Here is a 26,336-nt window from a genome sequence, read left to right as displayed (position 1 = left end):
TGTTCTAACCCCTGTTTGTCCCGAATAGTCATGAAGATAAGAGCTCATGTCTATTGTTGAAAGTGGGGGAGAACGGAATGAAGGTTTCCAAAGTCGTAACACGGCGGAGAATGCTGTGGACATTGCTGGGACTGGCAGTGTTATTCGGTTCGCTGGTCGTGCGTCTTGCGTATGTGCAATTATCTCAAGGCGAGGAACTGACTGCGAAGGTAGAAGATTCCTTGCGCCGCAATATTCCTTTTACCGCTAAACGTGGTGAAATTATGGATCGTGAAGGTGTGCCGCTCGTTTCTAATATCACCACACCTACAGTGTATGCAGTACCGGTGCAGGTAAAAGAGAAGCAAAAGACAGCACAGCAATTAGCTCCACTGCTTGGGATGACTGAGGAGAAGCTGATGACATTGCTGTCCAAAAAAGAAATGTCGGTGAAACTTCAGCCCGGCGGCCGCAAAATTACGATGGATCTTGCCGCGAGCATCCGTGATTTGCAGCTGCCGGGCATCGTTGTCGCTGAGGATAGCAAAAGGTATTACCCTTACGGCGATTTAGCCGCGCATATTCTAGGCTTCACAGGTATAGATAACCAGGGTATTACAGGAGTAGAGAGTATATATGACAATCTGCTCAAAGGTATAGCCGGCAATATTTCTTATTTGTCTGATGCGGGCGGAAGACTTATGCCTGGCTCATCTGAGAAATATTCTGCCCCTCAAGACGGACTTAATCTGGAGCTGACGATTGATAAACAGATCCAGTCCATTATGGAACGTGAGCTTGATCAGGCTATGGTAAAATATCAGGCGCAGGGTGCTTGGGCTATAGCTATGAATCCGAAGAATGGTGAGATACTAGCCATGGCTAGCAGACCGGGGTATGAACCAGCATCATACAAGGAATATGATGCGCAGATTTACAACCGGAATCTGCCTATCTGGATGACCTATGAACCTGGTTCAACGTTCAAAATCATCACTCTGGCTGCTGCGCTGCAGGAAGGTAAAGTAGATCTTCAGAACGATCATTTCTATGATCCGGGTTTTATCGAGGTGGCGGGCGCAAAGCTGCGCTGCTGGAAAAAGGGCGGTCATGGTAGTCAAACCTTTCTACAGGTAGTTGAGAACTCTTGTAACCCTGGGTTTGTCGCCTTAGGGCAACGGCTGGGAAAAGAATCACTTTTCAAATATATTAGGGATTTTGGTTTTGGGAGCAAAACGGGAATTGATCTGAATGGGGAAGCTAATGGTATTCTGTTCAAGCTTAATCAAGTAGGTCCGGTAGAGCTTTCGACTACAGCCTTTGGTCAAGGGGTTTCGGTTACGCCTATTCAGCAGATTGCTGCGGTATCCGCGGCTATCAACGGCGGTAATCTCTATAAACCTCATGTAACAAAAGCATGGGTTAACCCGGTTACTGGAGAGACTGTATCAGAGGTGAAGCCAGAGCTTGTGCGGCAGGTCATTTCGGAGGAAACATCCAAGAAGGTGCGGGCAGCACTTGAGAGCGTGGTTGCCAAAGGCACAGGACGGCCGGCTTTTATTGACGGCTATCGTGTAGGTGGCAAGACGGGTACTGCACAGAAGGTTGTAAATGGACGTTATTCTCCAACAGAGCACATTGTTTCTTTTATTGGCTTTGCGCCAGCGGATGATCCTCAGATCGTTGTGTACACTGCCGTGGATAATCCGAAAGGGATTCAATTTGGGGGTGTGGTTGCAGCTCCAATCGTGCAAAATATTTTGGAAGACTCGCTGCACTATATGAAGATTCCGGAGCGCAGTGATCAGCTTCCCAAAACTTATAAGTATGGCGAAACTCCGATAGTGACCGTACCTGATCTTACCGGAGCAACGGTGCAGGATATCTATGAGGATTTAAATATGAATTTTAATCTTGCACGTTCAGGCACAGGAAATACGGTCATCAATCAAGCTCCTAAGGCTGGGGCCAGAGTAGAACAGGGCTCAACCATCAGGATTTATATGGGAGCATCTAGTGAATAATGATTAAGGTATAAGGTTTCAGCTCGTATCCGAAAATGTAGAGTGAGGGATTACTATGAAAGTTAACGAATTATCTGCTTGTCTTGCTACTTCGCAACTATACGGGGATGGAGATGTGGAGATTACTGATCTTCAGACGGATTCCCGCCGTGTAGGCCCGGGAGATCTATTCATTTGTTTGCCTGGCCACACCGTGGACGGGCACAAATATGCGCCGCAAGCAGTAGCCTCCGGAGCGGCGGCTATTGTATGTGAGCACAAGCTGGAGCTTGATATCCCGCAGATTGTTGTGGATGACTGCCGGTTTGCGATGTCTGTCATGTCGAATGCTTTCTTTGGCTCACCTAGCAGCCGGATGAGAATGATCGGAGTGACGGGCACAAACGGCAAAACAACAACGACTTATCTCATTGAGCGGATTATGCAGGATCAGAATATGAAGACAGGTCTGATTGGAACGATTCAAATGCGCTATGACGGCAAAAGCTACCCTATGTCAGGCACAACTCCAGAATCGCTAGATCTGCAGCGTTCCCTTCATGATATGGCTTCCAAAGGTGTGGAATGTTGCGTAATGGAAGTATCCTCTCACGCACTTCAGCAAGGACGTGTGAAGGGTGCGGACTTCCGTACGGCAATTTTTACGAACTTAACCCAAGATCATCTGGATTATCATCATACAATGGAGGAGTATCGGGCGGTTAAAGGGCTCTTTTTCTCCAGATTGGGAAATGTGATCTCTCCGTGGAAGGAAGAACGCAAATATGCGGTGTTGAACGCGGATGATGAAGCCAGTCAATATTTTGCAGCCCAAACTGCGGCGGAAGTGATTACATATGGCATTGATAACAACGCTAATGTCCGAGCTTCGCAAATATCGATCACCGCAAAAGGAACTTTTTTCCATGTAGATACGTTTAAGGGGAAGACGGACATTTCGCTCCGTATGGTTGGTAAGTTCAATGTCTACAATGCACTCGCGGCGATTACAGCTGCTTTATTGGAAGATGTCTCTCTGGCTGATATCAAGACTAGTCTTGAGGCAATCGATGGTGTAGCTGGACGGGTGGAGTCAGTGGATGAAGGTCAGGAATTTGCTGTTATCGTTGACTACGCACATACACCAGACGGGCTAGAGAATGTATTAAAAACGGTCTGCGAATTTGCTACCGGCAAAGTGCTTACAGTATTTGGCTGTGGCGGTGACAGAGACCGGACGAAACGTCCATTAATGGGGAAGATCGCTGCACGATATAGCGACATGGTATTCGTAACTTCTGACAACCCCCGGACGGAGGACCCTCAACTAATCTTGAAGGATATAGAAGCAGGACTAGTAGAGGATGGAGTCACCTCTGACCGGTATCATATGATTGTTGATCGCCGAGAAGCTATCGGGAAGGCTATTGAAATGGCAAGCCCTGGCGATGTAGTATTGATTGCGGGGAAAGGTCATGAGACCTATCAACTGATTGGCGGAGTGGTTCATGATTTCGATGACCGCATCGTCGCTAAAGAAGTTATAAGGGGCCGAAACTATTGATTACAAGAACGCTTGAAAATATTGCTGCCATGTGCGCAGGGGAACCTGCTGCTGTCGAAGCTATGAATACAACCCTTACGGGAGTCGTTACCGACTCCCGTAAGATCACACCCGGCTGCCTGTTTGTGCCTCTATCTGGAGACAAATTCGATGGTCACCACTATGCTGCCGCAGCACTGGCTGCTGGTGCGGGTGCAACCTTGTGGCAACGCGATAAAGGACCGGTACCTGAAGGTGGCGGAGTTATTATTGTTGAAGATACACTAGAGGCTCTTCAGAAGTTGTCCGCTGCTTATCTGAAGGAAGTGGCTCCACAGGTTGTCGCTGTTACGGGCAGCAACGGGAAAACAACAACAAAAGATATCATTATGTCTCTGCTTGAAGTGCAGTTCAAAGTGCATAAGACAGCAGGGAATTTCAATAATCATATCGGTCTTCCGCTTACTATTTTATCCATGGCTGAGGATACAGAGATCGCTGTACTTGAAATGGGGATGAGCTCGCGGGGAGAAATTGCTCTGCTGGCTTCTTTGGCTGAACCAGACGTAGCGGTAATTACTAATGTAGGCGAGTCGCATTTACTGCAGCTGGGGTCACGTAAAGAAATAGCCCGCGCCAAGCTGGAGATTGCTGAAGGGCTGAAGCCGGGGGGATTGCTGATTTATAATGGTGACGAACCGCTGCTGACTGAGGTAATGCAAGAGTCCACTTTTAAGGCTCCAGAAGGGATGAGAACCTTCCGATTTGGTCTAAATGAGGATAATGATGATTATCCAACAGGGATGATGTCCCATACTGGTGGCATGACGTTCACGTCAAGCCGTCATAAGGAACATGCTTTTACATTACCGCTGCCAGGTCAGCATAACGTTGTTAACGCTCTGGCTGCACTAGCGGTTGCTCGTCATTTTGGGGTTACGGAGCAGAATATGAAGGAGGGTCTCAGCAGGCTCAAGTTGACGGGCATGCGGATTGAAGTGATTCGGACTTCCTCCGGACTTACGCTTTTAAACGATGCTTATAATGCCAGCCCTACTTCTATGAAGGCGGCTATAGATGTCCTGCAATCTATGAAATGCAGTGGCAATAAAATCGCTGTGCTCGGGGACATGCTGGAACTTGGGCCGGAGGAAGTAGAATTTCATCAAGAAATAGGCTACTACCTTGACCCTTCATTAACTGATTTTGTATGTACTTACGGACCATTATCCGTTCATATTGCCAAAGCAGCAGAAGAGAAATTCGGCAAAGAGCGCGTAAAAGCTTTTACAGATAAAGCGGAACTAACCGCTGTCCTTCTAGAGAAATGCAGTGCTAAGGATATTGTTCTATTTAAAGGATCAAGAGGGATGAAGCTCGAGGAAGTGCTTCAGAGCCTAAATAAAGATATTCAACAGACCTAAATCATTGGAGGGGGTGTACCCATGGATTATCAACTATTGTTATTGACTATTGCTGTTTCCTTTATCCTTGCGGTCATTGCCGCTCCGCTCTTCATTCCGCTTCTGCGCAGGATGAAATTCGGACAGCAGGTGCGAGATGACGGACCGCAAACCCATTTGAAGAAAGCGGGAACGCCGACTATGGGCGGTATCGTGATTATCGTAGCTTTTACCTTGTCTTATCTGAAATTTTCTGTGGTGAATACAGATTTTTATGTACTGCTTGTAGCTACGCTTGGTTTTGGATTGATTGGATTTTTGGATGACTATATCAAAATTGTGTTTAAGCGTTCCTTAGGGCTCACAGCACGTCAAAAGTTATTTGGACAGCTGCTGGTTGGTGCTTTAATGTGCGGTCTTCTGATCTATGCCGGACACAGTACAAGTATCAGCGTTCCAGGTACTGATTTCAGCTTTGATTGGGGTGGCTGGTTCTATTATCCATTCATCATTATTATGATGATGGCAGTGACGAATGCCGTTAACTTTACAGATGGAGTCGATGGACTGTTGTCTGGGGTTAGTGCCATTGCTTTGGCCGCATACGCGGTGGTGGCAATGCAGGCTACGTCTATTGCGGCAGGTGTATGTGCTGCGGCCATGATTGGTGCTGTACTTGGCTTTCTTGTGTTTAATGCCCACCCTGCTAAAGTATTTATGGGGGATACGGGTTCGTTTGGTATTGGTGGCGCGATAGGTGCTATTGCTATTGTCACGAAGAGTGAGCTGCTGTTTCTCATCATTGGCGGTGTTTTTGTAATTGAAATGTTGTCCGTTGTGATTCAAGTCGTTTCATTTAAAACCCGTGGCAAACGTGTATTCAGAATGAGCCCGATTCACCATCATTTTGAGCTTGGTGGCTGGTCGGAGTGGCGTGTGGTAATTTCGTTCTGGGCGGTTAGCTTGGTGTTGGCTGCTGTGGGACTATTTATTAGCAAGGGGTTGTAGAGAATGAAACATCCAGATAAGTATCGTGGTGAAGAAGTTGTGGTTCTTGGGCTTGCTAAAAGCGGTGTCCAGGTGGCTAAAGTGCTGCATGAACGCGGCGCTGTAGTTACGGTGAATGATAAAAAGGAAAGAGATCAAAGTCCCGAAGCTTCCGAATTGGAATCTTTGGGAATTTGTGTTATATGCGGTGGGCATCCGGAAGGTCTTATTCATGAAGGTGTAAGTCTGGTAATCAAGAATCCAGGCATTCCTTATTCTGCGCCTCCTGTACAAAAGGCAATTGAGCTTGGAATTGAAGTGGTCACAGAGGTAGAGGTGGCATATCGACTTTGTGCAGCGCCGATGATCGGGATCACGGGTTCCAATGGTAAGACGACAACGACGACCTGGGTAGGCCATATGCTGGAAGCTGCGGGAATGAACCCTATAGTTGCGGGCAACATTGGTACGCCTCTCTGTCAAGCTGCACAAGAGGCTACCGAGGATAACTGGATGGTAGTTGAGCTTAGCAGCTTTCAACTTAAAGGTACGGAGACCTTCCGGCCTAAGATAGGCTGTCTGCTGAATATTGCAGAGACCCATCTGGATTATCATGGAAGCATGAAAGATTATGTGGATTCCAAAACCAAGCTGTTCGCTAATCAATTAGCTACGGATACAGCAGTGCTGAACTGGGATGATCCTGTCTGCCGGGAACTTGTACCCTATATGAAGGCTTCGATTCTTCCATTCTCCTTGTTTGAGGAGCTGCCTCATGGAGTATTTGTTAGCCCGTCCTACATTACGGGGCAAGATGATGAGCTGAAGCGCCACATTATCTATCGCGAATCTGCGGACAAGGAAACGATAATCGCGGATGTGGATTCCATCGCCCTTCCGGGTCGCTTTAATGTGGGGAATGCGCTGGCTGCCTGTGGTATTGCTATTGCCGCTGGAGCTGCCCCCTCTTTATTAAGCGGAGTGCTTTCTTCTTTTCGCGGTGTGGAGCACCGGCTGGAGTATGTAGCTGATAAGGCTGGAGCCGCTTATTATAACAATTCCAAAGCAACGAACTCCAAAGCGACAATTACGGCTTTGACATCGTTTCAGCGGCCGGTGGTATTGATCGCTGGCGGATTAGACCGTGGCTCCGATTATATGGAGCTGCTGCCTGTCCTGAGCGGACGCGTCAAAGCTTTGGTGGCGTTAGGACAAACCAAGGACAAGCTAATAAATGTAGCACAGCTGGCAGGATTAAAGCAGATTATCTCCGTCGATAATGGGGAGAGCGCCGCCGCCGTGCTGCAAGCAGCTGTGCGGGAAGCTTCCGCTCTGGCGGAAGAAGGAGATATCGTTCTCCTGTCTCCTGCATGTGCTAGTTGGGATATGTTTACATCCTATGAAGAGCGCGGGTGTATTTTTAAAGAGGCGGTGCATAACCTTTAAGTAGGGGGGTGGATAAGCCCCTACTACGGATGCAAGAGGTGTGCTCCTGATGAACAAAACTCGTCATGCTCCCGATATTTGGTTGCTGATTCCCATTCTTTCTCTGCTGGTGATCGGCATGGTGATGGTATACAGCGCCGGATCTGTTTTAGGCTTCCGCAATTATGGAGATTCGTTTTACTTTGTAAAGAGGCAGCTTTTGTTTGCAGGACTGGGACTTGTTGCAATGTTTGTTACAGCGAATACAGACTACAAAGTGTTAAAAAAGCTGGCTAAGCCGGCACTGATTGTCTGCTTTATCCTGCTCGTTATGGTGCTTATTCCCGGCATTGGTGTAGTTCGCGGGGGAGCGCGCAGCTGGCTCGGAATCAGTTCCTTCGGGATTCAGCCCTCCGAGTTCATGAAGATGGGGATGATTCTATTTCTGGCGAATTGGCTGGGAAAAGAAGAGTATGATATCACCTCCTTCACTCGTGGCTTACTTCCACCGTTAGCGCTTATCGGGTCAGCTTTTGCACTGATTATGCTCCAGCCGGATCTGGGTACAGGTACCGTTATGTTTGGCGCAGCCTTGATGATGGTCTTTACAGCTGGGGCAAGAATGAAACATCTACTCTCACTAGGAGTAGCTGGGGTGGCTGGTTTTGTTGCTTTGGTTGCCGCAGCACCTTACCGGTTGCAGCGGATCACCGCTTTTCTTGATCCTTGGTCCGATCCCCTCGGTGCAGGCTACCAGATTATTCAGTCGCTATACGCGATTGGGCCTGGAGGGCTCGGGGGTCTCGGACTTGGAATGAGCCGGCAGAAGTACAGTTATGTACCTGAGCCGCAGACCGATTTTATTTTTTCTATATTGGCCGAGGAACTGGGGTTTATCGGTGGTTTGGCAGTGTTGATCCTGTTTCTTATTCTAATCTGGCGCGGAATGAAGGTGGCGATGAGTCTGCCTGACCGTTTTGGAAGCTATTTGGCCGTTGGCATCGTCTGTATGGTGGCTGTGCAAGTCATTATTAATATTGGTGTGGTCATTGGTCTGATGCCTGTAACAGGCATTACGCTTCCTCTGATTAGCTATGGAGGTTCTTCGCTTACACTGATGTTAACCTCCCTGGGCATTCTATTGAACTTATCCCGTTATGCGAGGTGAAAGACATGCGTATCGTATTAAGCGGCGGAGGCACAGGTGGTCATATCTATCCCGCAGTCGCTGTTGCTAGACAACTGGAATCAGAAGATAGTGAATCTACCTTCCTGTATATTGGTGGAACGCGTGGCTTAGAGAGCAAGCTTGTACCCCAAGAGAATATCCCTTTCAAATCTATCGACATCACTGGCTTTCGGCGCAAGCTGTCCATGGACAACGTCAAGACGGTGATGCGTTTTTTAAAGGGCGTTAAGGCTTCCAAAGAAATGTTAAGAGAGTTTAAGCCTGATGTTGTAATTGGTACAGGCGGTTATGTATGTGGTCCAGTCGTTTACGCTGCATCCCGGCTGGGCATCCCAACCTTGATCCATGAGCAAAATGCTATCCCTGGTTTAACAAATCGTTTTCTAAGTCGTTACGCGAGTACAGTGGCCGTAAGCTTTGAAGGGACAGAATCTGCTTTTCCGGGGAGCAAGCACGTAATCTACACAGGTAATCCTCGGGCAACGACCGTTACTACGGCTAGTCCACAACGGGGGTTTGCCTCGCTGGGCATTCCGGATAACAGCACGGTTGTTTTGGTTGTTGGCGGCAGTCAAGGGGCTAAGGCTATTAATAAAGCCATGATTGAAATGGCCCCATTTGTGGGTAAGGGTAATGGTGTTCATTATGTTTACGTTACAGGTGAGCCTTATTTTGAGGATACCCGTGCTGAATTGCGTCAGAAGCTGGGTAGCACACCGAACTGGCTGCATGTCCTGCCTTATGTTCACAATATGCCGGAGGTCTTGGCTTGTACCTCCTTAATCGTAAATCGGGCGGGGGCATCCTTTCTCGCTGAGATTACAGCGCTGGGTATTCCTTCTGTACTTATCCCTTCTCCTAATGTGACGAATAATCACCAAGAGGCGAATGCAAGACAGCTGGAACGCGAAGGGGCCGCTGTGGTGCTGCTTGAGAAGGATTTGAATGGTAAGGCGCTTTATGAAGCTGTGCAAGCAATCATTGGAACTGAAGCTGTACGCCAAAAAATGTCCGAGGCTTCCAAACGACTGGGCAAAAGGGATTCTGCTGCCATTGTCACTAACGAACTCCGAAGACTAGCCGGTAAACAGTCTTAAGCCATTAACCTTTGAGAGGTTTTTCCTTATTGGCAGCTCTCTGTCACACACTTGGAGGAACGAACATAGGATAATCCTATAATCGTGACAATCACCCAGGACACTTCCTAACCTGAAAGGTAGTGCAGGATAATCTTGTACATTTCATATGACCTTGTATCGGAAGTGTTTGTGGTGGGTGAGCGGTAATCTCGGAGGTGATACATTGGACAAATTGGTGATTGAGGGTGGAAGTCCCCTGTCAGGCACCATTCGTATCCATGGAGCAAAAAATGCGGCGCTGCCGATTCTAGCGGCAAGCCTGCTGGCCGAAGGAGTTCACTCACTGCATAATGTGCCGAAGCTGCTGGACATCGAGACTATGCTAGACATCTTGGATCGGCTGGGCTGCAGGTGCGTGCATCAAGAGGATACGGTGACGATAGATACGTCAGCCGTGGGGACATCTCATGTACCTGAGGATTTGATGCGGCAGATGAGATCTTCCATTTTTTTAATGGGACCGCTGTTATCCAGATTTGGTGAGGTAACGATCTATCAGCCTGGTGGCTGTGCGATCGGGGAGCGTAAAATCGATCTTCATTTGCAGGGTCTTAAAGCACTGGGGGCGGAGATCGAGGAAAGCAACGGACGAATATCCTGTCGGGGCTCAAAGCTTGTAGGGAGTGATATTCATCTCGACTATCCAAGTGTTGGAGCCACGGAGAATATTATGATGGCTGCCGCCAAGGCAGAGGGGACAACTACGATATCGGGAGCAGCAAGAGAGCCAGAAATACAGGATCTACAGCAATTTTTGAATAGTATGGGTGCTCAGATTATCGGTGCAGGCACGGATACCATTACGATCCAGGGTGTCAAAAACTTATATCCCTGTACGTACGAGGTAATCCCAGACCGGATAGTGGCTGGAACTGTAATGATTGCTGCGGCAGCTACACGTGGGAATGTGACCTTGACACATACGAACGCCGGGCATCTGACTTCGCTTATTCATGTGCTTAAGCGGGCTGGTGTTCAAATCACAGTATGCAATGATATAATTAATGTCAGCTGCATGGGGCGTCCGCGTGCGGTTGAGAGAATTGTAACCTCTCCTTATCCTTCTTTCCCGACGGATCTGCAATCTCAGGTCATGGTGCTGCTGTCGCTCGCCGATGGTTTTAGTGTGATCAAGGAGACGGTGTTTGAGGGACGGTTCAAACATGTGGAAGAAATGGCCCGGATGGGTGCTGACATTTCTATCGATTTGAATCGTGCGTTTATTCGCGGCGTTCAGAGATTGTATGGTGCTACTGTGGAAGCTACTGATTTGCGGGCGGGTGCAGCTCTGGTCATTGCCGGGCTTGCTGCACAAGGGACTACGGTCGTTGAGCAAGCGCATCACATTGACCGTGGTTATGATGGAATAGAGAAGCTGTTTCAGAAGCTTGGCGCGCGTATAAGCCGTAAGGTGCCTGTAACGGATCCACTTGATTTGGCCAATTAAAGCTCCCTGTCTCCTTCCAGCTCTCCCAGAGAAGGAGACAGGGCCTTATTACGGAGAATATGAGAATGACTACAACCCGATTACCTCTTCTTAAAGAGGACAAGCCTAAGAAAAAAATGAGCCGTAAGATTACGGCGATCCTGCTGCTGCTGTTCACTGCGCTTCTTGCTGTGATTTTTTTTAGATCGTCTATTAGCCATATTACAGTGATAGATTTTCAAGGTAGTAAGTATTCTACTAGTGAAGAGTTACTCTCACAAAGTGGAATTAAAATAGGTGGGCAATTCTTTGCTGTATCAACGAAAGATGTGGAAGAATCTCTGCTGAAGCTTAAGACGATTAAAGACGTCAGCGTGCAGAAGGATTTCCCCGGGGTGATCACAGTGAAGATTGAGGAATTTCCAGCGGTAGCCTATGAACTGGAACAGGGAGGCCTCTTAAAGGCGATTCTGTCCAGTGGAGCTGCAGTGCCTGTTAATGAGACTGGAATTGCTGTTGAGAAACCCATATTAACGAACTGGGACCCGGAAGATCCGAATAAGGCTAAGCTTTGTCAAGCATTAGCAAGCATTCCTAATGAATTGACAAGTGATATCTCTGAGATTGTTCCCTCGCCGACCTTGTCTTTTCCAGACCGGATCAAGCTCTATACTAGATCCCGTTTTGAGGTGATTACAGCCATCTCATTGCTAAAGAGCAAGGTGTCCTATTTGAATCAGATTATAGAGACTGAACAGCCTGGACTGATTAAAATGCTAGAAGCCGATTCATATGTTCCCTTTCAGGTTGTAAGCGATGAAGAAGATGTTGCGCAAGAGTAGTGTGGAGGTAAATAGTCCCTACTAATAGAGTTAAAAAAATGCTACAATCGGAGTTACGGGCAAGAAGCTATATCCCTCTTTTTTCTTCGATTTTTTTGAGATATAGTACTATATTTGGTTGAAATGACCAATTAGGCCGATATTTCTTGTGATAATTGCTATTTTTACAATAACATATGAGTAACTATTCACATTTGGGGATGTTGGAATATTATTCCGTTCAAAAAATTTGTAGAAAAAAGAGGGAAAGGATTAGGTATGTTGAATATGTACAGAGAAGTTTCCCGGGACCGGGATAAGGTAATGCAATTAATTATGATTATAACAGGAGGTGCCATAGGACTTGAGCAACAATGACATCATTGTTAGTTTGGACATCGGTACATCCAAAGTTCGGGCAATAATTGGGGAAGTTACCAATGGAACCTTTAATATTATTGGCGTTGGATCTGCCGATTCGGAAGGAATACGTAAAGGCGCGATTGTAGATATCGACCAAACTGTGCAATCGATCAAAAGTGCTATAGATCATGCAGAGCAGATGGTGGGTATTCAAATATCAGAGGTTTATGTAGGCATTTCCGGTAATCATATTGGCCTGCAATCCAGCCACGGCGTTGTGGCCGTTCAGAATGAGGATCGTGAAATCGGCGATGATGATATCGATCGCGTAATTAAAGCTGCGGAAGTCATTGCTATGCCTCCGGAGCGTGAAGTGATTGATGTTGTTCCCAAACAATTTATCGTCGATGGTCTTGAAGGAATTCAAGACCCGCGCGGAATGATTGGTGTTCGTCTGGAAGTTGAGGCAACAATCATTACGGGTGCTAAGACGCCAATACATAATCTACTACGCTGTGTTGAGAAATCAGGGCTGAAGGTAAAGGATCTTGTGCTGATGTCTCTTGGAGCTGGTGGATTGGCGCTGTCCAAGGACGAGAAATCGATGGGATCTGTTCTGGTTGATATCGGTGCGGGCTCAACAACAATAGCCATATACGAAGAGGGTTCTCTTAGTGCAACCTCCACGATTCCGATCGGAGGAGAATTCGTAACCAATGATATTGCCTACGGACTTCGGACACTTACTGATCAAGCGGAGAAGGTAAAACTTAAATATGGTTGTGCTTGGATTGACGATGCAGCCTCAGACGTTGTCTTCAAGGTATTGCGCATTGGCAGTAACGTGGAGAAGGAATTTAACCAAGAGGATCTGGCGGCCATTATCGAGCCAAGGGTGCAAGAAATATTCCACCTGATTCGTCAAGAAGTTAAACGGCTTGGTTACAGTGAACTGCCTGGAGGTTATATACTAACAGGTGGGACTGTCTCGATGCCGGGTGTATTGAAGGCTGCTCAGACTGAGCTGGCTGCATCTGTACGCATCGCCGTGCCGGATTATATCGGTGTACGGGACCCTGGGTTTACCGGCGGTGTCGGTATTCTGCATAATGTTGTCCGTAGTTTCCGTGGAAGAAACAGTGGTGGAAGCAGCAACAAAAAGACGGTCAACCGGAGCAAGCAGAACACCACTCCGAGTCAGGAAACTGTTCAGAAGCCCGGATTTGTGGAGCGTCTAAAAAATATGTTTAGCGAGTTTATATAAGTGTAAGTCCAGATATACTTGGACCGGCCATCCAAGCACATTGAGGGGGAGATGGAACAATATGTTAGAATTTGATTTTGAAATGGAGAGCTTGGCGCAAATAAAAGTCATCGGCGTGGGCGGCGGAGGTAGTAATGCTGTCAACCGGATGATTGAAAACGGCGTTCAGGGTGTAGAATTTATTACGGTTAATACAGACGCCCAAGCGTTGCATATGGCCAAATCGGAGCACAAGCTGCAGATTGGGGACAAGCTGACCCGCGGTTTGGGTGCAGGCGCCAACCCTGAAGTCGGTAAGAAAGCAGCGGAGGAATCCCGTGATCTGATTTCGAATACCCTTAAAGGTGCAGATATGGTATTTGTTACTGCAGGAATGGGTGGCGGTACAGGTACAGGTGCGGCGCCAGTTATAGCTGAAATTGCTAGAGAGTGTGGAGCCCTGACTGTGGGTGTAGTGACTCGCCCGTTCACATTTGAAGGAAGAAAACGTTATAACCAGGCAATGCTTGGAATCGAAGCTTTGAAAGAAAAAGTCGACACGCTAATCGTCATTCCAAATGACCGTTTGCTTGAAATTGTTGATAAGAAAACACCGATGTTGGAAGCTTTCCGTGAAGCAGATAATGTTCTCCGGCAGGCTGTTCAAGGTATCTCTGACCTAATTAAGGTTCCTGGTCTGATTAACCTTGACTTTGCGGATGTAAAGACGATCATGACAGAGCGCGGTTCAGCGCTTATGGGTATTGGTATTGCAAATGGTGAGAACCGTGCGTCTGAAGCAGCACGTAAAGCCATCATGAGCCCACTCTTGGAAACGTCTATTGAAGGCGCCCGCGGCGTAATCATGAACATTACGGGAGGATCTAACCTCTCTCTATACGAAGTCAATGAAGCGGCTGAGATTGTTACATCCGCCTCTGATCCTGAAGTGAATATGATCTTTGGTGCGATAATTGATGAAGGCCTGAAGGATGATATCAAAGTAACAGTAATTGCTACTGGCTTTGAACATAAACCATCGCCTGAAGCTCCAGGACGCCGTCCGGTCTCGACGAATAACGAGCCAGCGGCAGCACCGGATAAGAACGCTGCTAATCTGCGTCCGTTCGGGAATCAGAACACGTCAGATCAGTTAGATATTCCGACGTTCCTGCGTAACCGTAATCGTGGCAACAATGACTAATTAAATATTTTTATTAAGAGATATGAGGCACCGTATTCCCCAGCTAATAGAGCTAGGGCAATGCGGTGCTTTTTTTTATGTGAAATGCTGTTCAGTAGGAATAAAACCCTCCCGCGCTATAACTCGACAAAAAAACCTTAAGAATGCCCCCCAAGTTTAGACAGACTTTGAATGCGAGACTTTTTATACTAATCATATCGTCCAAAAAAACAGAGCCTGATCCATTTTGGCTACAGGATAGATTCCGCCATAGTAAGCAGGTGAATGCACTGGTTGTTTATATTGACTTGATATTCGCCGCCAATCTAGTGATCGACGGAATTCTTTTGTGGCTGACAGGCTGGATGGTCAAGCTGAGGATATCATGGTGGCGCTTAGTCCTCTCAGCTCTGGTTGGTGCGCTGTATGTGGTGATGATGTTTGTGCCGGAGTTGTCTTTCATGTATACCTTCCTCATTAAGTTTGGCTTGTCGGTGGTTATGCTATGGATTGCCTTTGGTTTTGGGAGTCTGCAAAGCTACCTTCGCACTATGGGAGCTTTTTATATTATCAATTTCGCAGCAGCTGGTGGGATTGTAGGTATTCACTATTTGCTGCAGAGCTCCGGTGATATTTGGAATGGTATTATGTTCACTGCTTCAGGAGGGCATGCTTACCGCCTAAAGATTGGCTTTTGGTTTGTAATTGCAGTATTTCCCCTGGTGTTAATCTGCTTCAAGGCAGTGCACTCCTCACGAATCAGAAGGGAGCAGCTTGAAACCTATATCGGTGAGGTGGTAGTAGAAATTGATGGAGTGACTGTTTCCTGTCCCGGCCTGCTAGACACAGGTAACCGGCTTTGTGATCCTTTGACCCGCATACCGGTGATGGTTATGGAATCTTCGCTCTGGGAGGGACATCTGCCTGAAACATGGAAAGGTAGACTCACTCAGGACGGAGCGGACAAACTTTTACTAGAAACGGACGGGCAGTCGTTTGCTTGGCAGGACAGGATGCGACTGGTGCCTTACAGGGGAGTTAACCGGGGGGCATCATTTATGCTCGCACTGAAGCCTGATCAGGTGACGATAAAGCTTGGTGAAGATATCTTTTATTGTAAAAGAGTCTTGATTGGGCTGGATGGTGGGACATTGTCGGGGGATGGAGCCTATCGGGCTGTAATACATCCTGATTTGACTCAAAAAGAGAGCGCTACTGTTGCAGCACTGCCTTCCTAATCTTTAAAGCTAGCTAAACCAAACTTCTGATGGCTGAAAGCGGGATTTGAAAGCTTCACACGCGAACCGTGCACTTCTTGGAGGAGGAACAAATAATGGTCAAATGGAAAATTGCTCTGCAGCTGCAATATTACCGCATGCTGTTTCTACTAGGGCTGAAGAGTCAGGAAATCTATTATATTGGCGGGAGTGAGGCACTTCCTCCACCGCTGACACGGGAAGAAGAAGAATATCTGCTTCAGCGGCTGTCTAGCGGCGATGCAGCTGTTCGTGCGATGTTGATTGAGCGCAATCTTCGCTTGGTAGTATATATCGCTCGTAAATTTGAGAATACCGGCATCAATATCGAGGATCTGGTTTCGATTGGCGCTATTGGCTTAATTAAGGCTGTGAACACTTTTGATCCTGAGAAAAAAATAAAACTGGCTACTTATGCATCCCGCTGCATAGAGAATGAAATCTTGATGTATCTGCGGCGGAACAGCAAGACACGGAGTGAGGTTTCTTTTGATGAGCCGCTTAATATTGATTGGGATGGCAATGAATTATTGCTTTCTGACGTATTAGGAACGGAAAATGATACCATTTATCGGAACATAGAAGAACAGGTTGATCGCAAGCTGCTGCAAAAGGCACTGGAAAAGCTGAGTGACCGAGAAAGACTCATTATGGAGCTGAGATTTGGCCTGCGCGGAGGCGAAGAAAAGACACAAAAAGATGTGGCTGATCTGCTTGGCATCTCCCAATCTTATATTTCGCGGCTGGAGAAAAGAATTATCAAGCGGCTGCGCAAGGAGTTTAACAAGATGGTGTAAGGTGAAATTAGCAAGGAATAAAATGGCGAGCCCGGGAGATAATGTACAGTAATGTTTCTCCTTGGGAGGTAAATCATCATGACCCGTAATAAAGTCGAGATTTGCGGTGTGGATACTGCTAAGCTGCCTGTTCTAACGAATGTGGAAATGCGGCAACTGTTCACTTCGCTGCAGCAGCAGGGCGAGCGATCCGCCAGAGAGAAATTGGTAAACGGTAATCTTAGACTTGTTCTAAGCGTTATCCAGAGGTTCAATAATAGGGGAGAATTTGTTGACGATTTGTTCCAGGTGGGTTGCATCGGTCTGATGAAAGCCATCGATAATTTCGATTTATCACAAAACGTTAAATTCTCCACATATGCAGTTCCGATGATTATCGGTGAGATTCGGCGTTACCTGCGTGATAACAACCCGATTCGGGTATCACGTTCTCTCAGAGATATCGCCTACAAGGCGCTCCAGGTACGTGATAGTCTGACCAATCAGAACTCACGGGAACCGACGATATTCGAAATATCAGAAGCGCTGGGTGTGCCGAAGGAAGATGTTGTATTTGCTCTTGATGCCATTCAGGATCCAGTGTCCTTATTCGAGCCGATCTATCATGACGGCGGCGATCCTATTTATGTAATGGACCAGATTAGCGACGATAAGAATAAGGATGTGTCGTGGATCGAAGAAATTGCATTACGTGAAGCGATGCGTAAATTAGGACAAAGGGAGAAACGAATTTTATCCATGCGGTTTTTCGAAGGGAAAACACAGATGGAGGTCGCAGATGAGATTGGCATTTCACAGGCACAGGTCTCACGTCTTGAGAAATCTGCGATTCAGCAAATGCAAAAACACGTGAAATCTTAGAGCAGTAGCCATGAGGAGATATTCCAGAATCCGGTTTAAGGATTTTGGGCTGTCTCCTCTTTTTAATGCATGTTGACAAGCTTCCGGATCATATATTGGACTATAGGTCGGATTGTACAGGGGTGGTGAGATGAACGAGGATTATCAAGGGTCTGCCAAAAAAATGAAAATCTCTGATTTTCAGACGAAGGATGTTATCAACATTGTAGATGGCAAGCGGTTGGGGCAGATTAGTGATCTGGAGCTTGATTTGCGCCGTGGTGTCATTGATGCCATCGTTATACCCGGATACACTCGGTTTATGGGATTGTTCGGAGGCGGGACAGATCTGATTATTCCATGGCGGAATATAGTCAAGATCGGGTCCGATGTTGTGCTCGTGAAGATTGAAGAGTCGCGGATGTCTCCGGGACAGGAAGAGCGTGAAACGATGTATCTGGAACGGGGAGATCGCAGCGAACGGCGCACTTATTAATTAGGTGCGTTTTTTGTTTTTTTATTTAAGAATTTAGGCGATCAGGCTTAACCGTCACTTTGTACGGGTATTTACATGTGGTACACTAAGGCGGAGGTGAGGAAATGGAACCGTTTGTGCAGGGGAAAGAAATGCTTATGCTGCTCCATCTGGAGCCTTGGCGAGTGGAGCATAACGAAATTACAGCGGGGTTTACTGGTAGACAGGGAGGGGCTAGCAAGGCGCCCTATGACAGCCTGAATTGTGCGTTTCACGTTGGGGATGCTCCTGAAGATGTCCTGAGCAATCGGAGAGCGCTTGCCGAAGCTCTTGATTTCAAGCCGGAAGCATGGACCTGTGGAGAACAAACTCATGGGGCAGAGATAGCTGTAGTAAGGGAAGTAGACCGTGGGCGGGGACAACAGGACAGAGCATCGGCATTTCAAGCTACGGATGGTCTGCTGACGGATGTGCCTGGGGTTTTGTTGACTTCTTTTTATGCGGATTGTGTGCCCCTTTATTTTTATGATCCCGTGCGTAGAGTCGTCGGTCTTGCGCATGCAGGCTGGAAAGGAACGGTGGCTCAGATTGCCGCAGCTATGGTGAGTAAGCTGCAAATGGTATACGGCAGCCATCCACATGATATTGTGGCAGCGATCGGTCCATCCATTGGCGACTGCTGTTATGAGGTGGATGATTATGTGATGGAGCATGTTCGGCAGCTGGAGGGCAGCTTGAATGAGGGGATAGAAACTTTCGATGCTGTGGAGCTTTACAGAGCCTCAGAGACTGATCAGAGTAAATACTTGCTAAACTTGAAAGAAATGAATCGACGCATTATGATAAAAGCAGGAATATTGCCGACTCATATCGAATGTACAACATGGTGTACAAGCTGTAATCGTGATTTGTTTTTTTCTTATCGCAAAGAAAACGGTATTACAGGCAGAATGACGAGCTGGATCGGAATAAAGGAGAGTTGAAAGTTGTCTTTAACACTGCAGGAGAGAATTGCTGAGGTAGAGGAACGTGTAGCACGTGCCTGCGCGGCAAGCGGCCGGGATCGTAATGACGTCAAGGTAATTGCAGTGACGAAATATGTTTCTCTGGAAATGGTATCCTCCGTATTGGAGGCAGGCCTAGAGCATGTTGCTGAGAGTCGCTGGCAGGATGCTGAGCACAAATGGAAGGTTTTAGGGGACAAAGGGACATGGCATTTTATCGGGCATTTGCAAACCAATAAGGTTAAAGACGTTATTGGCAAATTTCAATATATACACTCTTTGGACCGGATGTCTCTGGCGCAAGAATTACACAAAAAGGCGCTTGCTGCTGATCAGGAAGTGAATGTGTTTCTTCAAGTGAATATCTCTGGCGAAGATACGAAGTTTGGTCTGTCACCTGAGGCAGTACCTGGATTTTTACGTGAAATCGCTAGTTTGGACCGCGTTAAGGTAATTGGACTTATGACGATGGCACCTTTAGAAGGTGATCCGGAGCTTACCCGTCCTGTATTTCGCGGACTTCGTGAGCTGCGCGATGAGCTTAATCAACTTGCTTTGACACCTGAGCCGATTACGGAGCTGTCCATGGGAATGTCGAATGATTTTGAAGTGGCGATACAGGAAGGAGCCACCTGGGTACGCCTGGGTACGGTGTTAGTAGGCCATTAGGAGGGATCGTGATGAGCGTTATGAACCGATTTATGAGTTTTTTGGGCTTGCAGGAGGAAGAGGAAGTTGTGGAGCGGGAGCAAATCCACGAAGAGGATGAGTATGAGCCGGCCCCTGTAGAAACCCGCAAAAATCAGAGGGGCAACGTTGTCAGTATCCATTCGCAAAAAAATGTCAAGGTTGTATTATATGAACCACGTTCATATGATGAGGCACAGGAGATTGCTGATCATCTCCGTTCGCATCGGACGGTAGTAATTAACCTGCAGCGTGTTCGCAATGATCAAGCAATGCGAATTATTGATTTTCTCAGCGGAACTGTTTATGCCCTTGGGGGAGGAATCTCTAAAATTGGGGGCAATATATTTATGTGCACTCCAGATACTGTTGAAATTCAAGGCTCCATTACAGAAATCCTAGGTGACGATCAAGACTATAACAGAATGAGGTGAATGGGCTTTGCTTCAAATTGATTACATTATCGATATTTTGTTTAACATTTATTTTTACATGATTATTTTCTATGTGCTAATGTCCTGGTTACCCAACGTTCGTGATAACTTCATTGGAGAACTGCTAAGCAAACTCGTAGAGCCGTATTTAACACCTTTCAGACGGTTTATTCCACCGCTCTTCGGTACACTTGATATCTCTCCAATTATTGCATTACTTGTCTTGGAATTCGCGGCAGGCGGACTTAAATCTATCCTGCATTTGATTTTTTAGGCAATTGTGATGAAGAACGAAGTTTACGGGCATTTTCATCCCGATGAACGTCAATTTGTGGACAAGGCCTTCGAATGGGTTACCAACGCTGGAGAATATCATGAGACTAAATTAACTGAATTTCTCGATCCCCGCCAAGGTTTTATTCTGCAAACTTTAGTTAACCGCCATCCTGATGTGATTGTTAAATGGGAAGGTGGACATGCTGAGGCAGAGCGGAAGCGAGCGCTTGTCGCTCCTGATTATCGTGACCTGGATCAGGAAGACATGGAGCTGAAGGTGCTTGCAATAACCTCAGGGGAGCAGAAGTTTCTGGCTCTGGAGCATGGGGACTACATGGGTTCTATTCTGGGGCTGGGCGTTAAACGAGGCAAAATCGGTGATATTCATGTTCTGGACGATGGTTGTCATGTTGTAGTCGCTGCTGATATTGCAGATTATTTAGCTATGAATTTAACTGGAGTGCACCGGATACAGGTAAGTACGGAAGTATTCCCCCTTTCCGCCTTGCGTAATAGTGAGGTTAAGCTGGAATTGATGGATTTGACTGTAGCATCCCTGCGATTGGATGGCATTGCCGCAGATGTAACACGGCTTAGCCGAAGCAAAATTCTTGCTCCCATCAAGGCTGGACGTGTTCGGGTAAACTGGAAAGTGGAGGAAGACCCATCCTGCGGTCTTAAGGATGGTGACATGGTATCTATTCAAGGCTTTGGTCGCTTCAAGGTTCTAGAGGTCGGCAGTTTGACGAAAAAGGGCCGATACCGTGTTCAGATTGGTAAATTTGTGTGAATCCCTTGCAGGAATACGGTCTTACTTGTCGAAATTGATTATTTCGAGGGAATCAAACATTTTTTAAGCTGGACGCCGATACTTTTAAGAAGAGGCGGACCATGAATGGCAGGCGGAACACAGGAACACCTTCTGCCTTTACTTGAAGTACAGTCTTTCTTCTTTGTCTGCCGCTTAGTTGCGATTTAGAGATAAAGAAGGTCCGAAATTTCTAGGAGGTGCACAGCATGCCATTAACACCGCTCGATATACATAACAAGGAGTTTTCTCGGAGACTTCGCGGTTATGATGAGGACGAGGTCAACGAATTTCTGGATCAAGTGATCAAGGATTACGAAAGCGTCATCCGTGAGAACAAGGAACTGCAGAATCAGCTTTTGTCTATTCAAGAGCGTCTGGATCATTTTGTGAATATTGAAGAAAGTTTATCGAAGACGATCTTAGTCGCTCAGGAAGCGGCGGATGATGTGAAGAACAACTCCAAGAAGGAATCCCAGCTCATTATCAAGGAAGCGGAGAAAAACGCCGATCGGATTATTAACGAAGCGTTATCCAAATCCCGTAAGGTTGCTATTGAGACTGAAGAATTGCGCAAGCAAGCTTCGATCTATCGCACTCGTTTCCGGACATTAGTGGAAGCTCAGCTGGAGCTGTTATCACAGGATGACTGGAATGCCTTAGAGAGTCGTGAGGCGAGCGAGAACGTAGCTTTCAAGGATGATGTTCTTCATCGCATCTAAAGGTTTCAGACGATAATTGGCTAAATAGAGGGAGCTATTCCCTCTATTTTTATTTTCCGATAAAATAGACCATAATAAAGTGAACTCCATGCGCAAGTACGCTCATAATAGCTAGATTGGGTGAATGGTTGTTGACATTTAGATTCAAAAAGTCTATAAATAGAACATATCTGTATAATGTTTATATGTATTCGATGACGGGACAAGTACGACAAGGTAACGTTCTCCAGAGAGTCGGCGATTGCTGCGAGCCGATTGTTCGAACCCTGCCGGAAGATCTTCCCCTAGAAGTTAAGCTGAAGCGTTGATCGTGCGTAAGCCTAACCGTCTGCCGGACGTTACACCGGACCTGTGCACAAGATTTACGCGCAGGACTGAGATTGTGCTGAATACACTCCCCTTAAGGATGTGTTCATGCGCAGAATTAGGGTGGTATCGCGAGCGTCGTCTCGCCCCTTTGGGGGTGGGATGACGCTTATTTTGTTGTTCCGGGGCGGCCATCCCCCTAAATCCCCCTTTCTAAGGGGGACCCCAAGGGCTGCTGCCCTCTGGACACCCGCAAAGTAAAGCCTCGTGCAAACTAGGTACGGTGGTGGAAACGAACGGATTCATGTGGCTGAAGGAGCGGCCCTTCTTAGGCTCCCCTGGCGGGTTCGCCTGCGGGGCCTTTACGGCAAGAGCGGTGAGCGCCCAGCTGCGCAAGGTCGCCCATTGGCGCCCCGAGCGATTGCTGCCCTGCGGGATCGCGGCTCGGGAGCCAGGGCAAGAGCGGTGAGCGACCAGCTGCGCAAGGTCGCGTATGGCGCCCCGAGCAATTGCTGCCCTGCGGGATCGCGGCTCGGGTGCCCGGGCAAGAGCGGTGCGACCAGCTGCGCAAGGTCGCCCATTGGCCCCCCGAGCAATTGCTGCCCTAACGGAATCGCGGCTTGGGAGCCAGGGCAAGAGCGGTGCGACCAGCTGCGCAAGGTCGCGGAATGGCGCCCCGAGCGATTGCTGCCCTGCGGGAACGCGGCTCGGGAGCCAGGGCAAGAGCGGTGAGCGACCAGCTGCGCAAGGTCGCGAAATGGCGCCCCGAGCAATTGCTGCCCTAACGGGATCGCGGCTCGGGAGCCAGGGCAAGAGCGGTGCGAACAGCTGCGCAAGGTCGCCCAAAGATCGAAAAGAGCTTTATAGACTAATCCATGAAAGGATTGACCATCACATGCAAAAAGTAGATGTCAGAGAAAAGGCGCGGGCAAGAGATGTCCGCATATTAAAGAAATGGAGCGACGAAAATACGTTCCGCAAGTCCATGGAGAACCGTGAGGGACGTCCAAATTATGTATTCTATGAAGGTCCGCCTACAGCAAACGGTGCGCCGCATATCGGACACGTGCTGGGACGGGTAATCAAGGATTTCATCGGTCGTTACCAGACGATGAAAGGTTACCGCGTGGTACGTAAAGCGGGCTGGGATACACACGGTCTGCCAGTAGAACTAGGCGTACAAAAGAAGCTTGGCATCTCCGGCAAACAAGAGATCGAGGAATATGGCGTAGAAAAATTCATCCAGGAATGTAAAGACAGCGTCTTCGGTTATGAGAAGCAATGGCGTGAATTTACAGAAGCAATCGGATACTGGACGGATTTAGATAATCCTTATGTAACCTTGGATAACACCTATATCGAAAGTGTATGGAACATCTTGGCTACAGTGCATGAGAACGGGTTGCTTTACCGCGGACACCGTGTTAGCCCGTATTGCCCGAGCTGCCAGACTACACTAAGCTCACATGAAGTTGCTCAAGGCTACAAAACCGTTAAGGATCTCAGTGCGACCGCGAAGTTCAAGCTGGATGACAGCGGAGACTACGTATTGGCTTGGACGACAACACCTTGGACCTTGCCAGCCCATATGGCGCTAGCTATGAACCCGGACATGGATTATGTACGTGTGCAACAAGAAGATGGTGTGTACATCGTTGCTAAAAACTTGGTCGAAGAAGTAATGAAAGGTGAGCACACAGTCCTTTCTACACATAAAGGTTCCGAGTTTATCGGTAAAACTTACGCACCTCCATTCGGATATATTAAGGCAGAGAAAAGCAATGTTATCGTAGGCGCTTCTTTCGTTACAGATTCCAGTGGTACAGGGATCGTACACATGGCACCAGCACATGGTGAAGATGACTACAAGACTTGCCGTGAGAATGGCATCAGCTTCGTAAATGTGGTTGATAATTCCGGTAAGTATACAGATGTAGTCTCTGATTTTGCGGGACGTTTTGTTAAGGATTGCGATCTGGATATCATTAAGGTTTTGTCTGAAAAAGGATTGCTTTACGGTAAAGAGAAATACGAGCACAGCTATCCGTTCTGCTGGCGTTGTGATACACCACTTTTGTATTACGCAACAGACAGCTGGTTCATCAACACTACAGCGATCAAAGATCAGTTGATTGCTAACAACAACAGTGTGGCTTGGTACCCTGAGCATGTACGTGAAGGTCGTTTCGGGAAGTTCTTGGATGAACTGGTTGACTGGAATATCAGCCGTAACCGTTATTGGGGTACACCCCTCAATGTCTGGGTATGTCAAGAAACGGGCAAAGAGTTTGCACCACACAGCATTGAAGAGCTAAGAGCGATGGCGATTGGTGAGGTTCCTGAAGATATCGAACTGCATAAACCATTCGTGGATAAGATCAAGCTGCGCAGTCCGTTTAGCGAAGGTGCAGAGATGGTTCGTACATCGGAAGTGATCGACGTATGGTTCGATAGTGGCTCGATGCCTTTTGCACAAAGCCATTATCCGTTTGAGAACGAGGATAAGCTGGATGATCAGTATCCGGCAGATATGATCTGTGAAGGGATCGACCAGACCCGTGGATGGTTCTACAGCTTGCTTGCAGTATCCACCTTGTTCAAGGGTAAAGCACCTTATAAAGCGGTAATTGCTACAGGCCATATCCTCGATGAGAATGGTCAAAAAATGTCCAAATCCAAGGGCAATGTTATTGATCCTTGGGAAATCATGAATGAGTATGGTACGGATGCTTTCCGTTGGGCTATTTTGTCCGACAGTGCACCGTGGAATAATAAACGTTTCTCGCGTGGTCTTGTAGGTGAGACGAAATCTAAAGTAGTGGATACGCTGGTAAATACACATGCCTTCTTGACGCTGTATGCGGGCATTGATGGTTACGATCCAGCCGATCATCCTTTTAAAGTATCAAGACATAAGCTGGACCGCTGGATTCTGTCCCGTCTGAACAGCTTGATTCTTTTGGTGGATAAAGGACTTGCGGTAAATGACTTCGTGAATACATCTAGAGCTATTGAGAACTTTGTTGATGAGCTGAGTAACTGGTATATCCGTCGTTCCCGTGACCGTTTCTGGGGGAGTGGCCTAGGTGAAGATAAACTGGATGCTTACCGTACGTTGACTCATGTGCTTTTGGCGACAGCAACTTTGATGGCTCCATTTACACCGATGTTGTCCGAAGATATCTTCACGAACCTTGGCGGCGGAGAAAGTGTGCATTTGGCAGACTACCCGGTTGCTGACGAGAACTTGATCGATAAAGAGCTGGAAGAGGATATGGAAAGTGCAAGACAGATCGTTGAGTTGGCGCGTAACGTACGTAACGAAACAGGCATTAAGAATCGTCAACCGCTGTCCGAGCTGATCGTTTCGATGAACCGTGACTTCCATTTGGCTGAGTATGAAGAGATCATCAAAGATGAGATCAACATCAAGAACATCGTGCTGGAGAACAGTGACAGCGGATTTGTTGATTTCACACTCAAGCTGAATCTTAAGGTAGCCGGTAAAAAATACGGTAAAAATGTAGGCTTCCTGCAAGGCTTCCTGAAAAGCCTCGACAGTGATTCTACCCGCAATGCGGTACAGGACGGTAAAATTGCAATTGCGACACCTGAAGGTGAAGAGCTTGTAATCACTTCTGAAGAGCTGCTTGTTGAAAAACAAGCCAAAGCAGGTTTCGCCGCAGCTTCCGGATATGGAGTTACGGTTGCGCTCAATACCGAAATCACGCCTGAGCTTGAACAAGAAGGCTGGGTTCGTGAGATCATTCGTGCGGTTCAAGATTACCGTAAACGTCTGGATCTGCCGATCGAGAAACGGATCGCACTCACCTTGAAATTAGATGATGAGCTAAAAGCAGCTGTTACAGCATTTGACAATGTATTGCGAGACAATGTTCTTGTGACTACGGTTGATTTTGATGGAGAACATGCTTTTGAGACGGTAGAAGTCGGTGATAAATCCATCGGTATCCATATCGAAGCATAATTCTGCATTACCTGTCCCAAAACAGCATATACTAGCGGC

General features: G+C 47.3%; 22 protein-coding genes and 1 other annotated feature. All 22 genes read left to right on the top strand.

Going from position 1 to position 26,336, the window contains the following annotated elements:
* The first annotated feature begins 77 nt into the window (after positions 1-77).
* The 22 genes from MKY14_RS14130 to ileS all read left to right on the top strand — a co-directional run bounded on the left by MKY14_RS14130 (position 78) and on the right by ileS (position 26,297).
* Complete coding sequence (locus MKY14_RS14130) at positions 78-2,003, top strand: stage V sporulation protein D (protein WP_076136530.1); 1,926 nt, start codon at positions 78-80, stop codon at positions 2,001-2,003.
* A 55-nt stretch (positions 2,004-2,058) separates the two neighbouring features.
* Entirely contained in the window at positions 2,059-3,546 is a 1,488-nt protein-coding gene (locus MKY14_RS14125; RefSeq protein WP_038572864.1) for a UDP-N-acetylmuramoyl-L-alanyl-D-glutamate--2,6-diaminopimelate ligase, read from the top strand.
* Positions 3,543-4,949: a UDP-N-acetylmuramoyl-tripeptide--D-alanyl-D-alanine ligase gene (locus MKY14_RS14120; RefSeq protein ID WP_076306391.1), complete on the top strand. Its 1,407-nt coding sequence runs from the start codon at positions 3,543-3,545 to the stop codon at positions 4,947-4,949. The genes MKY14_RS14125 and MKY14_RS14120 overlap by 4 nt, the downstream gene beginning before the upstream one ends.
* A gap of 21 nt (positions 4,950-4,970) precedes the next feature.
* Entirely contained in the window at positions 4,971-5,936 is a 966-nt protein-coding gene (gene mraY, locus MKY14_RS14115; RefSeq protein WP_036683653.1) for a phospho-N-acetylmuramoyl-pentapeptide-transferase, read from the top strand.
* Between the two features lie 3 nt (positions 5,937-5,939).
* On the top strand, positions 5,940-7,361 hold the full coding sequence (gene murD / locus MKY14_RS14110; protein WP_340976682.1) for a UDP-N-acetylmuramoyl-L-alanine--D-glutamate ligase: 1,422 nt from the start codon (positions 5,940-5,942) through the stop codon (positions 7,359-7,361).
* A gap of 49 nt (positions 7,362-7,410) precedes the next feature.
* Positions 7,411-8,508: a stage V sporulation protein E gene (spoVE, locus tag MKY14_RS14105; protein WP_036683647.1), complete on the top strand. Its 1,098-nt coding sequence runs from the start codon at positions 7,411-7,413 to the stop codon at positions 8,506-8,508.
* 5 nt (positions 8,509-8,513) lie between these two features.
* The gene (gene murG / locus MKY14_RS14100) at positions 8,514-9,626 is read left to right on the top strand and encodes an undecaprenyldiphospho-muramoylpentapeptide beta-N-acetylglucosaminyltransferase (protein WP_076136524.1); all 1,113 of its coding nucleotides are present in this window, start codon (positions 8,514-8,516) and stop codon (positions 9,624-9,626) included.
* A gap of 205 nt (positions 9,627-9,831) precedes the next feature.
* Complete coding sequence (gene murA / locus MKY14_RS14095; RefSeq protein ID WP_036683642.1) at positions 9,832-11,115, top strand: UDP-N-acetylglucosamine 1-carboxyvinyltransferase; 1,284 nt, start codon at positions 9,832-9,834, stop codon at positions 11,113-11,115.
* 65 nt (positions 11,116-11,180) lie between these two features.
* On the top strand, positions 11,181-11,936 hold the full coding sequence (locus MKY14_RS14090) for a cell division protein FtsQ/DivIB (protein WP_076192056.1): 756 nt from the start codon (positions 11,181-11,183) through the stop codon (positions 11,934-11,936).
* Between the two features lie 343 nt (positions 11,937-12,279).
* Positions 12,280-13,542 carry a cell division protein FtsA gene (gene ftsA / locus MKY14_RS14085; protein WP_340976680.1) on the top strand — a complete coding sequence of 421 codons (1,263 nt, stop codon included), beginning with the start codon at positions 12,280-12,282 and terminating at the stop codon, positions 13,540-13,542.
* 61 nt (positions 13,543-13,603) lie between these two features.
* Positions 13,604-14,725 (top strand): cell division protein FtsZ, encoded by a 1,122-nt coding sequence (gene ftsZ, locus MKY14_RS14080; protein WP_076129065.1) that lies wholly within the window; start codon positions 13,604-13,606, stop codon positions 14,723-14,725.
* A 269-nt stretch (positions 14,726-14,994) separates the two neighbouring features.
* Positions 14,995-15,942 (top strand): sigma-E processing peptidase SpoIIGA, encoded by a 948-nt coding sequence (gene spoIIGA / locus MKY14_RS14075; RefSeq protein ID WP_076129086.1) that lies wholly within the window; start codon positions 14,995-14,997, stop codon positions 15,940-15,942.
* Positions 15,943-16,034: 92 nt separating this feature from the next.
* Positions 16,035-16,757 carry an RNA polymerase sporulation sigma factor SigE gene (gene sigE, locus MKY14_RS14070; RefSeq protein WP_036683937.1) on the top strand — a complete coding sequence of 241 codons (723 nt, stop codon included), beginning with the start codon at positions 16,035-16,037 and terminating at the stop codon, positions 16,755-16,757.
* Between the two features lie 78 nt (positions 16,758-16,835).
* Complete coding sequence (sigG, locus tag MKY14_RS14065) at positions 16,836-17,618, top strand: RNA polymerase sporulation sigma factor SigG (RefSeq protein WP_036683631.1); 783 nt, start codon at positions 16,836-16,838, stop codon at positions 17,616-17,618.
* A gap of 130 nt (positions 17,619-17,748) precedes the next feature.
* The gene (locus tag MKY14_RS14060) at positions 17,749-18,093 is read left to right on the top strand and encodes a YlmC/YmxH family sporulation protein (protein WP_036683628.1); all 345 of its coding nucleotides are present in this window, start codon (positions 17,749-17,751) and stop codon (positions 18,091-18,093) included.
* A 104-nt stretch (positions 18,094-18,197) separates the two neighbouring features.
* Positions 18,198-19,055 (top strand): peptidoglycan editing factor PgeF, encoded by an 858-nt coding sequence (gene pgeF, locus MKY14_RS14055; protein ID WP_340976679.1) that lies wholly within the window; start codon positions 18,198-18,200, stop codon positions 19,053-19,055.
* 3 nt (positions 19,056-19,058) lie between these two features.
* Positions 19,059-19,745, top strand: coding sequence for a YggS family pyridoxal phosphate-dependent enzyme (locus MKY14_RS14050; RefSeq protein ID WP_036683622.1), 687 nt, complete (start codon positions 19,059-19,061; stop codon positions 19,743-19,745).
* Between the two features lie 11 nt (positions 19,746-19,756).
* Positions 19,757-20,197 (top strand): cell division protein SepF, encoded by a 441-nt coding sequence (locus tag MKY14_RS14045; RefSeq protein ID WP_036683619.1) that lies wholly within the window; start codon positions 19,757-19,759, stop codon positions 20,195-20,197.
* Positions 20,198-20,204: 7 nt separating this feature from the next.
* A complete protein-coding gene (locus tag MKY14_RS14040; protein WP_036683616.1) occupies positions 20,205-20,471 on the top strand; it encodes a YggT family protein in 267 nt (88 codons plus the stop codon).
* A 9-nt stretch (positions 20,472-20,480) separates the two neighbouring features.
* Positions 20,481-21,263 carry a YlmH family RNA-binding protein gene (locus MKY14_RS14035; RefSeq protein WP_340976677.1) on the top strand — a complete coding sequence of 261 codons (783 nt, stop codon included), beginning with the start codon at positions 20,481-20,483 and terminating at the stop codon, positions 21,261-21,263.
* A 227-nt stretch (positions 21,264-21,490) separates the two neighbouring features.
* A complete protein-coding gene (locus tag MKY14_RS14030; protein ID WP_051491297.1) occupies positions 21,491-22,003 on the top strand; it encodes a DivIVA domain-containing protein in 513 nt (170 codons plus the stop codon).
* Positions 22,004-22,188: 185 nt separating this feature from the next.
* Positions 22,189-22,463: a binding site (T-box leader), on the top strand.
* A 741-nt stretch (positions 22,464-23,204) separates the two neighbouring features.
* Positions 23,205-26,297 (top strand): isoleucine--tRNA ligase, encoded by a 3,093-nt coding sequence (gene ileS / locus MKY14_RS14025; protein WP_340976676.1) that lies wholly within the window; start codon positions 23,205-23,207, stop codon positions 26,295-26,297.
* Positions 26,298-26,336: the final 39 nt, after the last annotated feature.

It is taken from the genome of Paenibacillus sp. FSL R5-0887, assembly GCF_038002305.1.
In the GTDB taxonomy this organism is placed as follows: domain Bacteria; phylum Bacillota; class Bacilli; order Paenibacillales; family Paenibacillaceae; genus Paenibacillus_AQ; species Paenibacillus_AQ odorifer.
The sequence above is the reverse complement of the archived record's forward strand: the minus strand, read 5'-3'. Positions and strand labels throughout refer to the sequence as shown.